This is a genomic window from Ancylobacter moscoviensis (assembly GCF_007559435.1).
Taxonomy (GTDB): Bacteria; Pseudomonadota; Alphaproteobacteria; order Rhizobiales; family Xanthobacteraceae; genus Ancylobacter; species Ancylobacter moscoviensis.
In genome coordinates this window covers 280,890-294,533 of the sequence record NZ_VMBP01000003.1, presented here as the reverse complement: position 1 = coordinate 294,533, position 13,644 = coordinate 280,890, and the positions used below count along the sequence as shown (strand labels likewise).

Annotated in this window: 13 protein-coding genes; 8 read left to right on the top strand and 5 right to left on the bottom strand. The window is 68.8% G+C overall.

Annotated features, from left to right (window positions below):
* Positions 1–20 precede the first annotated feature (20 nt).
* The gene (locus FO470_RS11425; protein WP_144343084.1) at positions 21–2,807 is read right to left on the bottom strand and encodes a DNA translocase FtsK; all 2,787 of its coding nucleotides are present in this window, start codon (positions 2,805–2,807) and stop codon (positions 21–23) included.
* 199 nt (positions 2,808–3,006) lie between these two features.
* Positions 3,007–3,327 carry a GNAT family N-acetyltransferase gene (locus tag FO470_RS11420; RefSeq protein WP_144343083.1) on the bottom strand — a complete coding sequence of 107 codons (321 nt, stop codon included), beginning with the start codon at positions 3,325–3,327 and terminating at the stop codon, positions 3,007–3,009.
* A 166-nt stretch (positions 3,328–3,493) separates the two neighbouring features.
* Here FO470_RS11420 and FO470_RS11415 point away from each other — a divergent pair, with 166 nt between their 5' ends.
* Positions 3,494–4,105, top strand: coding sequence for a nitroreductase family protein (locus FO470_RS11415; RefSeq protein ID WP_144343082.1), 612 nt, complete (start codon positions 3,494–3,496; stop codon positions 4,103–4,105).
* 127 nt (positions 4,106–4,232) lie between these two features.
* Here FO470_RS11415 and FO470_RS11410 read toward each other — a convergent pair whose 3' ends face one another.
* From FO470_RS11410 to FO470_RS11400, 3 genes are all read right to left on the bottom strand, one after another.
* Entirely contained in the window at positions 4,233–6,410 is a 2,178-nt protein-coding gene (locus FO470_RS11410; protein ID WP_144343081.1) for a malate synthase G, read from the bottom strand.
* A gap of 283 nt (positions 6,411–6,693) precedes the next feature.
* The gene (aceA, locus tag FO470_RS11405; protein ID WP_144343080.1) at positions 6,694–7,989 is read right to left on the bottom strand and encodes an isocitrate lyase; all 1,296 of its coding nucleotides are present in this window, start codon (positions 7,987–7,989) and stop codon (positions 6,694–6,696) included.
* 149 nt (positions 7,990–8,138) lie between these two features.
* Positions 8,139–8,390, bottom strand: coding sequence for a hypothetical protein (locus FO470_RS11400; protein WP_144343079.1), 252 nt, complete (start codon positions 8,388–8,390; stop codon positions 8,139–8,141).
* Positions 8,391–8,533: 143 nt separating this feature from the next.
* On the opposite strand from FO470_RS11400, the gene FO470_RS11395 reads away from it, so the two are divergent.
* The 7 genes from FO470_RS11395 (at position 8,534) to FO470_RS11365 (ending at position 13,477) form a co-directional block, all read left to right on the top strand.
* A complete protein-coding gene (locus tag FO470_RS11395; protein ID WP_144343078.1) occupies positions 8,534–9,952 on the top strand; it encodes a helix-turn-helix domain-containing protein in 1,419 nt (472 codons plus the stop codon).
* A gap of 172 nt (positions 9,953–10,124) precedes the next feature.
* Positions 10,125–10,994, top strand: a complete 870-nt coding sequence (gene yghU / locus FO470_RS11390) for a glutathione-dependent disulfide-bond oxidoreductase (protein WP_144343077.1) — start codon at positions 10,125–10,127, stop codon at positions 10,992–10,994.
* 165 nt (positions 10,995–11,159) lie between these two features.
* On the top strand, positions 11,160–11,363 hold the full coding sequence (locus tag FO470_RS11385) for a YgaP family membrane protein (protein ID WP_144343076.1): 204 nt from the start codon (positions 11,160–11,162) through the stop codon (positions 11,361–11,363).
* A 30-nt stretch (positions 11,364–11,393) separates the two neighbouring features.
* Complete coding sequence (locus FO470_RS11380) at positions 11,394–12,275, top strand: MBL fold metallo-hydrolase (RefSeq protein ID WP_144343075.1); 882 nt, start codon at positions 11,394–11,396, stop codon at positions 12,273–12,275.
* Positions 12,276–12,279: 4 nt separating this feature from the next.
* A complete protein-coding gene (locus FO470_RS11375; protein WP_144343074.1) occupies positions 12,280–12,636 on the top strand; it encodes an ArsR/SmtB family transcription factor in 357 nt (118 codons plus the stop codon).
* Complete coding sequence (locus FO470_RS11370) at positions 12,629–13,057, top strand: YeeE/YedE family protein (RefSeq protein WP_144343073.1); 429 nt, start codon at positions 12,629–12,631, stop codon at positions 13,055–13,057. The genes FO470_RS11375 and FO470_RS11370 overlap by 8 nt, the downstream gene beginning before the upstream one ends.
* A 3-nt stretch (positions 13,058–13,060) precedes the next feature.
* Positions 13,061–13,477: a DUF6691 family protein gene (locus tag FO470_RS11365; RefSeq protein ID WP_144343072.1), complete on the top strand. Its 417-nt coding sequence runs from the start codon at positions 13,061–13,063 to the stop codon at positions 13,475–13,477.
* Positions 13,478–13,644 lie beyond the last annotated feature (167 nt).

Below are 13,644 nucleotides of genomic sequence, written 5' to 3'. Positions count from 1 at the left end.
CGGCCAGCCTTCGGGCAGTGTCAGCGCGAGTCCTTCAGGATCTCGCGCTTGCCGGCGTGGTTGGCGGGGCCGACGATGCCTTCGTTCTCCATCCGCTCCATCAGCGAGGCGGCGCGGTTGTAGCCGATCTGCAGGCGGCGCTGGATGTAGGAGGTGGACGCCTTCCTGTCGCGCATGACCACCGCCACCGCCTGATCGTAGAGATCGCCGGCTTCCTCGCCCATCGCCGTGCGGTCGAACACCGCGCTTTCCTCGGCGACCGGCTCCTCGTCCTCTTCCGCCGTCACCTCGTCGAGATATTCCGGCCGCGCCTGCGCCTTCAGGTGCTCGACCACGCGTTCGACCTCGCGGTCGGAGACGAAGGGGCCGTGCACGCGGGAGATACGCCCGCCGCCGGCCATGTAGAGCATGTCGCCCTGGCCCAGCAGCTGCTCGGCGCCCATCTCGCCCAGAATCGTGCGTGAATCGATCTTCGACGTCACCTGGAAGGAGATACGGGTCGGGAAGTTGGCCTTGATGGTGCCGGTGATGACGTCCACCGAGGGGCGCTGCGTCGCCATGATCAGGTGGATGCCGGCGGCGCGGGCCATCTGGGCGAGACGCTGGATGGCGCCCTCGATGTCCTTGCCGGCGACCATCATCAGGTCGGCCATCTCGTCCACCACGATCACGATGTAGGGCAGGGGAGCGAGATCCATGATCTCCTCCTCCTCCAGCATCTCGCCGGTCTCCTTGTCGAAGCCCTTCTGCACGGTGCGGGTGATGATCTCGCCCTTGGCGGCGGCCTCCGCGACGCGGGCGTTGAAGCCGTCGATGTTGCGCACGCCGAGGCGGCTCATCTTGCGGTAGCGGTCTTCCATCTCCCGCACCGCCCATTTCAGGGCGACGATGGCCTTCTTCGGATCGGTGACGACCGGGGTGAGCAGATGCGGGATGCCCTCATAGACGGAGAGTTCCAGCATCTTCGGATCGATCATGATCAGCCGGCACTGTTCCGGGCGGTGCCGGTAGAGCAGGCTCAGGATCATGGTGTTGATGGCGACCGACTTGCCCGAGCCGGTGGTGCCGGCGACCAGCAGGTGCGGCATCTTGGCGAGGTCGACGATCACCGGCTCGCCGCCGATGGTCTTGCCAAGCCCGATGCCGAGCTTGGCCTTGGCCGCCTCGAATTCGTGGCTGGACAGCATCTCGCGCAGCCACACCGTCTCGCGGCGCTGGTTGGGCAGCTCGATGCCGATGACGTTGCGGCCCTCCACCACGGCGACGCGAGCGGAGAGGGCGCTCATCGAGCGGGAGATGTCGGCGGAGAGGCCGATGACGCGGCTCGACTTGATGCCGGGCGCCGGCTCCAGCTCGTACAGCGTGACGACGGGGCCGGGATTGGCGTCGATGATCTCGCCGCGCACGCCGAAATCGTGCAGCACCTGCTGGAGCTTCACCGAATTGCGCTCGAGGAATTCCTCGGAGAGCTCGTAGTCCGGCTCGTTGGTCGGCGGTTCGGTCAGCAGGTCGAGCGGCGGCAGTTCGTAGTCGGCCGCCTCCGCGAACGCCGGCTGCGGGGCGGGGCGTGCCGGGATCACCGGAGCGGCGGGCCGCGGCGCGGCCATGGGCGCGACCGGAGCGCGGGCGGGCGACGGCTCGGCCGAAACCGGCGCGGCCATGACCGGTGCGGACACAACCGGTGCAGCCACGACCGGCGCGGTCGCGACGGGAGCGGCCGGGACAGGCGCCGCCGGCACCATGCCGAACATCGGCCAGGAGAAGGAGACGTCGGACGGCGTGACGCTGTAGCCGCCGAAGCTCGTCGGCCCGGCTTCCGGCGCGGCGGCCTCCGGCATGGCGCTCGCCGTGTCGGGGATCTCCTCGACAAGAAGCGGCTCGTCGGCGTCGTTCGCGGCGTCCATGCGGAACGTCTCGTCCTCGAACGCATCGTCCTCATAGGCCGCCGGGTCGAACGCCACGTCCTCGTAGCGGCCGTCCTCGTAGCCTGCGTCCTCGTCGCCGTACCCGTAGAGCTCGTCCGCATAGGCATCGGCCGCAACGGCCTCGTCCTCGTCGAGGCCGGCATCGGCGGCGACGTGCTCCGGGGGCCTATCCTGCGGCACCATATCCTGCGGCGCGGGAGTGACGGGCGGCGTGTCCCAGCCGAGCTGGATCATGCCGGCGATCTGCCGGATCGAACTCGGCGCCTCGGTCGGCAAGGGGGTGATAGGCAGTGCCTGGAGGGACATCGGCTGGACGGGTATCGGCTGGGCGGCGAAAACCGGCGCTTCCGGCGCGACTTCGGCCACCTGCGGAGCCGCTTCCGGCATGGCCGGCGGAACCGCGTCCGGCGTCGGCTGGTCGGCCAGCGCGCGGCGGGCATGGGCGGCGATCAGCGCCTTCGGCACGGCGCCCAGCGGCGGCTTGCGCGGCGGCACGCGCAGCACCGGGGTCTGCGAGGGGCGGGGCGGGAGAACCGCCGCGGCCGTCGCCGGCGGTTCCGGCAGGGCCGGTGCGGGCTCGGGCGCCGGCGGTTGGCGCAGCAGATAGTCCGGCGTGCGGGTGAAGCGGGTGTTCGGCGGCATGGTGAAGGGTTGCAGCCAGCTCGGCACCACCTCGCGCGGGGCGCTCGCCGGGGCCGGCTTCACGCCCCGCGGCATGCCCTTCGGCGCGGCATGCGGCGCCTTCTCGGCCTGCGTCACCCTGGGGGCGTACGTCACCTGCGGGTTGGCCCGGGAGAACACATGGGTCGGGCGCGCCGGGGCGCCCGTGTTCTCGGAAGCCTTGTCCGCCTTCGGATCGGAGGGATGCGCCGGGTTACGCATGGGACGCTGGAACCTTTACCGCTTCTGCCGTTGGGCCTCGCGCCGGGAGGCGCGCGGGGCGCCGTCTCGGCCGTGCTTCATGGTTAGGAGCACAGCGTTAACGAACGGTATGGAGCAGCGGTTTTTCCCCCGGCGAAGACCCTCCGTTCCGGCTGGCGGCGCAGACCGGCGGTCCAGACCCGTGGCCCAGACCCGTGGCTCAGACCGGCAGGCCGAGCGTGGCGCGGATCTCCGGCGCCATCAGGTCATGCGTCTCGGGATGCTTCATCATGTAGCGGCCGAACACCGAGCAGCGCGGAACCACCGACAGGCCGCGCTGGCGGGCGCTGGCAAGCCCGGCCTCGACCAGCCGCGTCGCAAGGCCGCGCCCGCCGAGTTCCGCCGGCACCTCGGTATGGGTGAAGATGATGTGGTCCGGCGCGAGAATGTACTGCGCGATCGCCAGATGGCCCTCCAGGTCGATTTCGAAGCGGTCGGCGGCGCGGTTGTCGCGCACCGGAATGTCGCCGTTCATGCTCATGCTCTGCTCCTTGGGGCGCCCCTTATGGGTCTGTCGCAGCGTTCGGACGCCATGGGATATTGTCGACCAAAATGCGTGCCGCGTCGCCCCCCGATTGATCGTGCGGGATGAATTTCTCGGCCGGGTCCGATATAGCGCGGCTGACCTCATCGGGAAGGCTTCGCTCATGTCCTCACCCACCCGTCGCCCGCCGCAGCCGGAATGGCTGGCCGCGCTGGAGCGCCGCCGCTCCGTCTCCGCCGCCGGTCTCCACGCCCCCGGGCCGGACCCGGAGGAGACGTGCCGGCTGCTCGCCATCGCCGCCCGCGTGCCCGATCACGCCATGCTGGTGCCCTGGCGCTTCATTCTCATCGAGGGCGCCGCGCGCGGCGAGGTCGGCGCCCTGCTGGCGGAAGCCTATCGCGCCCGCAACCCGCAGATGCCGCCGGAGAAGCGCGAGAAATTCGCCGGCATCATGTCGCGCCTCTTCCCCGCGCCGCTGGCGGTGATCGTGGTCAGCCGCCCGGTCGGCGGCACGATGATTCCCGAATTCGAGCAGGAGCTGTCCGCCGGCGCAGTGTGCATGAACCTGCTCACCGGCGCGCGGGCGCTGGGCTTCGACGCCATCTGGGTGACGGGCTGGGCGGCCAGCGATGCGGAGGCGCGTCGCATCCTCGGCCTCGGAGAGGGCGAGCGCGTCGCCGGCATCCTGCATGTCGGCACGGCGGCGGAGACGCCGGCGGACCGTCCGCGCCCGGATGTCGAGGCGCTCACCACACGCTGGGCGCCGCCGGAATGACGCGGCGCCTGTAAAGGCCGTTTGTAAAGCGCGCCTGCAAAGGCGGGCGCCCTGAATCGGAAAGGCCGTGCCGGTTCCCCGGCACGGCCTTCGCTTTTTGGCGTTTCCTCGAGGGGGGAGGCCGCGCTCAGGCGGCGGCCGCCTGCGCCTGCTTGGCCTCGCGGCGGCGGCGGGTCAGCACGAACTCGGTGTAGCCGTTCGGCTGCGTGCGGCCCTCGAAGATGAGGTCGCGCGCGGCGCGGAAGGCGACGCCGTCATAGGCCGGGGCCAACGGCGTGTAGTCGGGGTCGCCGGCATTCTGCCCGTCGACCACCTTGGCCATGCGGCGCAGCGTCTCCTCGACCTGCTCCGGGGTAACGACGCGGTGCAGCAGCCAGTTGGCGACGTGCTGGGAGGAGATGCGCAGCGTCGCGCGGTCTTCCATCAGCCCGACATCGTGGATGTCCGGCACCTTGGAGCAGCCGACGCCCTGGTCGATCCAGCGCACGACATAGCCGAGGATGCCCTGGATGTTGTTGTCCAGCTCTTCCTGCACGGCTGCCGGCTCCCAGTTGCCGCGGTCGACCGCCGGGATGGTCAGCAGGTCGCGCTTGGAGGCGCGCGCCCGCGAGCGCAGCTCGGCCTGGCGCTTGAACACGTCGACCTTGTGATAGTGCAGGGCGTGCAGCGTGGCGGCGGTCGGCGAGGGCACCCAGGCTGTGTTGGCGCCGGCGAGCGGATGGGCGATCTTCTGCACCAGCATGTCGGCCATGCGGTCCGGCATCGCCCACATGCCCTTGCCGATCTGGCCGTGGCCGTCGAGATGGGCTTCGAGGCCCGCGTCGACGTTGTTGTCCTCATAGGCCTTGATCCAGGCCTGCGCCTTCATCTCGTTCTTGCGCACCATCGGGCCCGCCTCGATCGAGGTGTGGATCTCGTCGCCGGTGCGGTCGAGGAAGCCGGTATTGATGAAGACGACGCGCTCGCGGGCGGCGCGGATGGAGGCGGAGAGGTTGGCGCTGGTGCGGCGCTCCTCGTCCATGATGCCGATCTTCAGCGTGTTGGCCTCGAGGCCGAGCAGCTTCTCGACGCGGGCGAACAGCTCGACCGCGAGGGCGACCTCCTCCGGGCCGTGCATCTTCGGCTTCACGATGTAGACCGAGCCGGCGCGGCTGTTGCGCAGCTTGCCGGTGCCCTTGAGGTCGTGCAGCGCAATCAGCGTGGTGACGGCGGCGTCGAGGATGCTCTCGGGAATCTCGTTGCCCTGCGCGTCCAGCACGGCGTCGGTCAGCATGTGCTGGCCGACATTGCGCACCAGCATCAGGCTGCGCCCGTGCAGGGTCAGCCCGCTGCCGTCCGGCGCGGTGTAGTGGCGGTCGTCGGCGAGGCTGCGCTCCACCGTCTCGCGGCCCTTGGCGAAGGTGGCGCTGAGCGTGCCCTTCATCAGGCCGAGCCAGTTGCGATAGACCAGCACCTTGTCCTCGGCATCGACGGCCGCGACGCTGTCCTCGCAGTCGACGATGGTGGTGACGGCGGCCTCGATCACGATGTCGGCGATGCCGGCCGCGTCGGTCTTGCCGATGCGATGGGTGCGGTCGATCACGATGTCGATGTGCAGGCCGTGATTGACCAGCAGCACCGAGGAGGGCGCTTCCGCCGCGCCGTCGAAGCCGGCGAACTGCGCGGGGTCCTTCAGCCCGGTGACGGCGCCCGAGGCCAGCGTGGCTTCGAGCTTGCCGCCGCTCACGCGATAGGCGGTCGCGTCGGCGTGGCTGCCGGTGGCGAGCGGCACGCTCTCGTCGAGGAAGGTGCGGGCACGCTCGATCACGCGCTGGGCGCGGACGGCGTTGAAGCCGTTGGAACGGCTGGCGCCGTTGTCCTCGGGCAGCGCGTCGGTGCCGTAGAGCGCGTCGTAGAGGCTGCCCCAGCGGGCGTTGGCGGCATTGAGCGCGTAGCGGGCATTGGTCACCGGCACGACGAGCTGCGGTCCGGGAATGCGGGCCAGCTCCTCGTCGACCTTGGCGGTGACGACCTCGAAGGGCTCGGGCTCGGGCAGCAGGTAGCCGATCTCGGCGAGGAAGACCTCGTAGGCGGCGGGGTCGACCGGCTTGTTCCTGTGCGCGCGGTGCCAGGCGTCGATCTGCGCCTGCAGCTCGTCGCGGCGCTGCAGCAGTTCCTTGTTGCGCGGGGCGAGGTCACGCACGATGCCGGCGAAGCTCTCCCAGAAGGCGGCTACCTCCACCCCGGTTCCGGGGATCGCTTCATCGTTGATGAAGTCGACAAGGGTGGAATTCACCTTCAGGCCGGCGACGTCGGTATAGCTCATGACGGGTTCCTTCGGTCGAATGGAAGGCAGGCGTCGCCTTGCGGCGACACCTCTTCGATTGTGCTATGCAATGTGGACGGGTGCGGCGCAATATCGCACATAGTCGGAGAGGCGCGCCCCGCAAGGGGGCGCCCTCTTCACTTCGGCGGTTCGCGCGGTGTTGAAGCCGCGCAAGCCGATGAAGGTGTCATCCCGGGCCGCCCGGCCTTTGCCGGACCGCGAAGCGGACCTTCCCCCGGCCCGCTCCGGGCTCGCCGTGCTCACGTCCCGGGATGACGAGCTCTCAGAACTGCGCCGTCTCGGTCGATTCCTTCATCGCCGTGGTCGAGGAAGCGCCCTCGCTGAGCACGGTGGCGATGGCGTCGAAGTAGCTGGTGCCGACCTCGCGCTGGTGGCGCATGGCGGAGAAGCCCTTCGCCTCGGCCGCGAACTCCGCCTGCTGCAGCTCGGAATAGGCGGCCATGCCGTCCTCGCGGTAGCGCCGCGCCAGCTCGAAGGTGGTGAAGCACTGGTTGTGGAAGCCGGCCAGCGTGATGAACTGGTAGCGGTAGCCCATCGCCCCCAGCTCGCGCTGGAAGATCTTCATCTGCGCCTTGTCCATGTGCTTGGCCCAGTTGAAGGAGGGCGAGCAGTTGTAGGCGAGCATCTTGCCCGGGTGGACCTTGTGCACGCCCTCGGCGAAGCGCCGCGCGTCCTCCAGGCTCGGGGTCGAGGTCTCGCACCACAGCAGGTCGGCATAGGGCGCGTAGGCGATGGCGCGGGCGATGCCGGCGTCGAAGCCGCCATTGTAGCGGTAGAAGCCTTCCGGCGTGCGCTCGCCGGTGATGAAGGGCCGGTCCAGCTCGTCGATGTCGGAGGTGATGAGCCGGGCGGATTCCGCATCCGTGCGCGCCATCAGGACGGTCGGCACGCCGAGCACGTCGGCGGCGAGGCGCGCGGCGTTGAGCGTGCGGATGAACTGGCGGGTGGGCACCAGTACCTTGCCGCCGAGATGGCCGCACTTCTTCTCCGAGGCGAGCTGGTCCTCGAAATGGACCGCGGCCGCGCCGGCCTCGATCAGCGCCTTGGTCAGCTCATAGGCGTTGAGCTGGCCGCCGAAGCCGGCCTCGGCGTCGGCGATGATCGGCACGAAGAAGTCGTATTCCGGCCCCTTGGCGCCGTCGGCCTTCTCCATGGTCTGGATCTGGTCGGCGCGGGCCAGCGCCTTGTTGATGCGCCGGACCACCGCCGGGACGCTGTCGACCGGGTAGAGGCTCTGGTCGGGATACATGTCGCCCGACGAGTTGGCGTCGGCCGCGACCTGCCAGCCGGAGAGGTAGATCGCCTCCAGCCCCGCTTTCACCTGCTGCACCGCCTGGATGCCGGTGTAGGTGCCGAGGGTCGGCACGTAGTCCTGGCTCTGCAGCAGTTCCCACAGGCGGCGGGCGCCGTTCTGCGCCAGCGTCTGCTCGATGCGCAGCGAGCCGGCGAGGCGGGCAACCTCAGCGGGCCCGTAGGTGCGGCGGATGCCGTTCCAGCGCTCCGGCGCCCAGTGCGGGGCGGGGAAGCTGTCGGGCGTGGTGCGAAGCGTGTCCAGCATGGTTCTTCTCGGCTGATGTGTCGGAAAGGGGTGAGGAAGGCGCGGGCGCCGTGGAGGGGGCGGCACCCGCGCGGGCCGGTCCGCGGGTCGGGGCGCGTCGTGCGTCCTCGAGGCGGATCGGCCGGAAGCGCGGCCTGGCAGCCATCCCGCTAGCGGGCCCGGCGGGTATAGGTGGCGGCCACGAGCTGGCGGCCGTCGAGGAGCGACAGCAGGTCCTGCCCGGTGGGCAGGGCGAAGCGGTGGCGGCCGATGCGGTGGACCACGGCGTAGTCCTGCTCGGCGAGGCCCTGTTCGCGAAACGCCCGGCTGATCTCCTCGGCGGTGCCGCCGACGATGGTGACGAATTCCTCGCTGCCGTCGGGCTGGCCGTTGTGCGGGCCGTCATGCTGATTGCGTGTCATCTCCGTTCCTCCGTTCGAGGTGTGATGTAAAGATTTAACACTCGACACGGAAAGGCAATAATTATAATGATTTGAGCGTGTTAAGCTGATAAGACTTGTAAAGTTTACACGCGTGTTTTGTAAATCGAGCAAAGGAGGCGGCCATGCTCGCCACCGAACCGCGCATCGGCAGCCGGGTGCAGAGGCTGCGCCGCACCAAGCGTATCTCGCAGGCGGACCTCGCGACCGCGCTCGGCATTTCCGCGAGCTATCTCAACCTCATCGAGCACAATCGCCGGCGCATCACCGTGCCGCTGCTGATGAAGATCTCCGGCTATTTCGGCATCGAGCCGGGCGAGCTGGTGGAGAATGACGAGCCCCGCCTCGTCGGCGACCTGATGGAGCTTTTCAGCGACGAGCTCTTCGCCGAGCACGCGCTGACCAACCAGGACATCCGCGATCTCGCCGCCTCCAACCCGACGGTGGGCCGCGCGGTGGTGCGCCTGTTCGACCAGTTCAAGACGCTGCGCGAGGCGCACCGCACCGGCGCCACCGGCGCGCTGGACGACGATGCCGGCTCGCATCCGGCCACCGATGCCGTCTCCGACTTCATCCAGGAGAACGCCAATTATTTCCCGACGCTGGAGGTCGCCGCCGAGCGCATTCGCCGCGACATCGACTTCGCCTCGGATTCCTTCGAATACGGTTTGAAGACCTATCTCTCCAACGTGTTCGGGCTGAACTGGCGCTCCGCCTCGCTGCCCGCCGGCATCGCCCGGCGCTACGACGCGGGCGCGCATGAGCTGATCACCGCCGAGGTGCTGCCGCCGGAATCGGCGCTGTTCGCCGTCGCCCACCAGCTCGGCCTGCTCGCCGCCTCCCGGCAGATCGACGAGCTGATCGAGGCCGGCAACCTCTCCGCCGACGCGCCGGTGGTCACGCGCAACGCGCTGGCGAGCTATTTCGCCGCCGCGCTCATCATGCCCTACGAGCCGTTCCTGAAGGCGTGCCAGGAGACGCGCTACGACATCGAGCGCATCCAGCGCCGCTTCCGTACCAGCTTCGAGCAGATCTGCCACCGCATGACCACGCTGCAGCGGCCGGGCATGAGCGGCATCCCGCTGCATCTCGTGCGCACCGACATCGCCGGTAACATCTCCAAGCGCTTCTCGCTGTCGGGCATCCACATCTCCCGCCATTCCGGCGCCTGCCCGCGCTGGAACGTCTATGCCGCCTTTTTCCATCCCGAGCGGATCAACGTGCAGGTCAGCCAGATGCCGGAGGGCCAGCGCTATTTCTGCATCGCCAAGTCGATCACCAAGGGCGGCTACCGGCACAACGCGCTGCGCCGGCACCTGTCCATCGGGCTCGGCTGCCACATCAGCCATGCCCAGCAGATGGTCTATTCCGACGGCATCAACCTCAACGATCCCTCGCAGACCGTGCCGATCGGCGTGGGCTGCCGCATCTGCCCGCGGCTCGACTGCGAGCAGCGCGCCCAGCCGCCCATCGACCATCGCTTCACCCTGAACGAGACCGACATGTCCGAGAGCTTCTACGCCCCGGCGCGCCGGGCGGTGTGAGCGCGGGCGCCTCGTTTCCCGCTACCCGCCTCGTGCGTGGGTCATGCGCGCCGAGGGTGTCTGGACGATCCCGCCGGCCGGCTTACATGTCAGCCGACCGGTATCGCACGCCGGGGCGCCCGCGCGCCCCGCGACGGGCGGTGCCATGGATCCATCAGGACGGGAGTTGCGCATGAGCGCGTCCGAATACACGCCGCCGAAGGTCTGGACCTGGGACAAGCCCAGCGGCGGCGCCTTCGCCAACATCAACCGCCCCATCGCCGGGGCGACGCATGAGAAGGAGCTCCCCGTCGGGCGTCATCCGCTCCAGCTCTATTCGCTGGCGACGCCCAACGGGCAGAAGGTCACGATCCTTCTGGAGGAACTGCTCGCCGCCGGGCACGCCGGCGCGGAATACGATGCCTGGCTGATCCGCATCGGCGAGGGCGACCAATTCGGCAGCGGCTTCGTCGCGGTCAATCCGAACTCCAAGATCCCGGCGCTGCTCGACCGTTCGGGCGACACGCCCGTCCGCGTCTTCGAATCCGGCGCGATCCTGCTCCATCTCGCCGAGAAGTTCGGCACCTTCCTGCCCGCCGATCCGGCCCGGCGCGCCGAGTGCCTGTCCTGGCTGTTCTGGCAGATGGGTAGCGCGCCCTATGTCGGCGGCGGCTTCGGCCATTTCTATGCCTATGCGCCGGTGAAGATCCAGTACGCCATCGACCGCTTCACCATGGAGACCAAGCGCCTGCTGGACGTGCTCGACCGACGTCTGGCGGAGAGCGAGTATCTCGCCGGCCCGGAGTACAGCATCGCCGACATCGCCTCCTTCCCCTGGTATGGCGCGCTGGTGAAGGGCTGGGCCTACAACGCCGCCGAGTTCATCTCCGCGCAGGACTACAAGAACGTCCTGCGCTGGGCGGACGCGATCGCCGCCCGGCCGGCGGTGCAGCGCGGGCGCATCGTCAACCGCACCTGGGGCGAGCCCTCCGAGCAGTTGCACGAGCGTCACGACGCCAGCGACTTCGAGACCCGCACGCAGGACAAGCTGGCGGCGCAGTAGCGCCGCGCCTCGACGAGCCGGGCGGCCTTGCGGGGCCGCCCGGTTTCCGCCTTAAGGAAAAATACCTGCGCAAAAATACTTGCGTTTTTATGATTGCAATTTTCTGCAATTGAATTACCTCAAGAGACGGCAGGAACGGACCTGCCTGCTCAGGGGACGGACATCATGACCCGCAATCTCGGAAGCCTCGACCGCACGCTGCGCATCCTCGTCGGGCTGGTTCTGCTGTCGCTGCTCTTCGTGCTCGACAGCGGCGCGCGTTGGTTCGGTCTGGTCGGCCTCGTGCCGCTGCTCACCGGCCTCGTCGGCAACTGCCCGCTCTATTCCGTGTTCGGCTTCTCGTCCTGTCCGCTGAGCGGGCGCAAATGAGGCGCGGGTGACGACGGCGAGGAGCGAGCCATGACCCAGAAGCCTGAAGTGACAGGGTTTTTCGACCCCCGCACATGGTCGATCCAGTATGTCGTTGCCGACCCCTCGACGAAGCGCTGCGCCATCGTCGATCCCGTGCACGATTTCGACGAGAAGTCCGGCCAGACCGCCACCCTCAACGCCGACCGCATCCTCGACTTCGTGCGGGAGCGCGGCTACGCGGTGGAGTGGATCCTCGATACCCACCCGCACGCCGACCATTTCTCCGCCGCCCGCTATCTCAGGCAGAAGACCGGCGCCCCGACCGCCATCGGCGAGCGGGTGAAGGACGTACAGACGCTCTGGAAGGGCTATTACAACTGGCCCGACTTTCCCGCCGACGGCTCGCAATGGGATCGCCTCTTCGCCAACGGCGACACCTTCAAGGTGGGCGGCATCGACGCGAGGGTGATGTTCTCGCCGGGCCACACGCTGGCCTCCGTCACCTATGTCATCGGCGATGCGGCCTTCGTCCATGACACGCTGTTCATGCCGGACAGCGGCACGGCGCGGGCGGATTTTCCCGGCGGCAGCGCCAGCGTGCTGTGGACGTCGATCCAGGACATTCTGGCGCTTCCCGACGAGACCCGTATCTTCACCGGCCATGACTACCAGCCGGGCGGGCGCCGGCCGCTGTGGGAATCCACCGTCGCCGAGCAGAAGGCGACGAACATCCACATGGCGCGGTGCAGGACGCAGGCGGACTTCGTCGCGATCCGCGAGGCGCGCGACCGGAGCCTGCCCATGCCCAAGCTGATCCTGCAATCCCTGCAGATCAACACCAACGGAGGACGGCTGCCGGAGCCGGAATCGAACGGGGTTCGCTATCTCAAGATCCCGCTCGACGTGCTCAGGGGAGCCGCCTGGGACTGACACGATGATCGAGACGCTCTCCAGCGAGGTTGCCGGAATGAAGGCCCGGGTCGACGAGGCCTCGGCCTTCCTCAAGAAGCTGTCGAACCCCGACCGGCTGCTGGTCGCCTGCGCGCTGGTCGACGGCGAGCGCTCGGTGCGCGAGCTGGAGGATTTGCTCGGCATCCGCCAGCCCGGCCTGTCGCAGCAGCTCGCCGCGCTGCGCGAGGCGGGGCTGATCGTCGGACGCAAGGAGGGCAAGCAGGTCTTCTATCGCCTCGCCGACCCGCGGGTGGAGACCTTCATCATCACCATGCACCGGCTGTTCTGCGCGCCTTCGGGCGGCGAAGCGGCCGGGCAGGGGCAGGAAAATCATGACTGAGTTCACCCCCGTCGCCTCCCTCATCGGCGGCATGCTGATCGGCCTCAGCGCCGTGCTGATGATGCTGCTGGAAGGGCGCATCGCCGGCATCAGCGGCATCGCCAGCCGGGCGCTGCCGCCCTGGCGCGACAATGCCGTCGCCGGCCGGCTGGCCTTCATCGCCGGCCTCGTCGCCGCGCCGTTCCTGGTGGCCGGCGTCACCGGGGCGCCGGTGGTCCAGACGGTTTCCTCCAATACCCCGTTGATGCTCGCCGCCGGCCTGCTGGTCGGCTTCGGCTCGGTGTGGGGCGGGGGCTGCACCTCGGGCCATGGCGTATGCGGCCTGTCGCGCCTGTCGCGCCGCTCCTTCGTCGCCACCGCCATCTTCATGGTGGCCGGCTTCCTCACCGTCTTCGTCGTCCGCCACCTGATCGGAGGCTGAGCCATGTCGATCCTGGTCAATCTCGGCCTCGGCCTGCTGTTCGGCGTCGGGCTCATCGTCTCCGGCATGGGCAACCCCGCCAAGGTGCTGAACTTCCTCGACCTGTTCGGCACCTTCGATCCCTCCCTCGCCTTCGTCATGGGCGGGGCGGTGGTCGTCGCCTTCATCGGCTACCGGCTGGTGCTGGCGCGGCCGGCGCCGCTGCTGGCGGAGCGCTTCCAGGTGCCGACGCGCACCGACATCGACGCGCGCCTCATCCTCGGGCCGGCGCTGTTCGGCATCGGCTGGGGGCTCGGCGGCTTCTGCCCCGGCCCGGCCTTCACCGCCCTCGGCCTCGGCGCGCCGGGCACGCTGGTCTTCGTGCCGGCCATGCTCGCGGGAATGTGGGCGGCGCGGGCGCTCGCCGAACGTCGCACCTGACGCCGGGCGGGAACGCTCTTCCCGCATCACACCCGTGCGATCCGGACAGATCGGCGTTTCCCCTGTCGCAGGATTGGAATAAATCGCGGCTATTAATTTCAGAAATTTCTGAAATTATCGTAGACGACGAATTTCGAGGCGCCTCCCGCCTCCGCCAGCCAGGACCC

What these genes read in the sequence shown, in the direction of transcription:
- FO470_RS11365 (WP_144343072.1), top strand. Translation starts at nt 13,061, where the DNA reads ATGTCGATCCTGGTCAATCTCGGCCTCGGCCTGCTGTTCGGCGTCGGG.
- aceA (WP_144343080.1), bottom strand. Translation starts at nt 7,989, where the DNA reads ATGCTGGACACGCTTCGCACCACGCCCGACAGCTTCCCCGCCCCGCAC.
- yghU (WP_144343077.1), top strand. Translation starts at nt 10,125, where the DNA reads ATGAGCGCGTCCGAATACACGCCGCCGAAGGTCTGGACCTGGGACAAG.
- FO470_RS11425 (WP_144343084.1), bottom strand. Translation starts at nt 2,807, where the DNA reads ATGCGTAACCCGGCGCATCCCTCCGATCCGAAGGCGGACAAGGCTTCC.
- FO470_RS11410 (WP_144343081.1), bottom strand. Translation starts at nt 6,410, where the DNA reads ATGAGCTATACCGACGTCGCCGGCCTGAAGGTGAATTCCACCCTTGTC.
- FO470_RS11380 (WP_144343075.1), top strand. Translation starts at nt 11,394, where the DNA reads ATGACCCAGAAGCCTGAAGTGACAGGGTTTTTCGACCCCCGCACATGG.
- FO470_RS11375 (WP_144343074.1), top strand. Translation starts at nt 12,280, where the DNA reads ATGATCGAGACGCTCTCCAGCGAGGTTGCCGGAATGAAGGCCCGGGTC.
- FO470_RS11385 (WP_144343076.1), top strand. Translation starts at nt 11,160, where the DNA reads ATGACCCGCAATCTCGGAAGCCTCGACCGCACGCTGCGCATCCTCGTC.
- FO470_RS11420 (WP_144343083.1), bottom strand. Translation starts at nt 3,327, where the DNA reads ATGAGCATGAACGGCGACATTCCGGTGCGCGACAACCGCGCCGCCGAC.
- FO470_RS11395 (WP_144343078.1), top strand. Translation starts at nt 8,534, where the DNA reads ATGCTCGCCACCGAACCGCGCATCGGCAGCCGGGTGCAGAGGCTGCGC.
- FO470_RS11400 (WP_144343079.1), bottom strand. Translation starts at nt 8,390, where the DNA reads ATGACACGCAATCAGCATGACGGCCCGCACAACGGCCAGCCCGACGGC.
- FO470_RS11415 (WP_144343082.1), top strand. Translation starts at nt 3,494, where the DNA reads ATGTCCTCACCCACCCGTCGCCCGCCGCAGCCGGAATGGCTGGCCGCG.
- FO470_RS11370 (WP_144343073.1), top strand. Translation starts at nt 12,629, where the DNA reads ATGACTGAGTTCACCCCCGTCGCCTCCCTCATCGGCGGCATGCTGATC.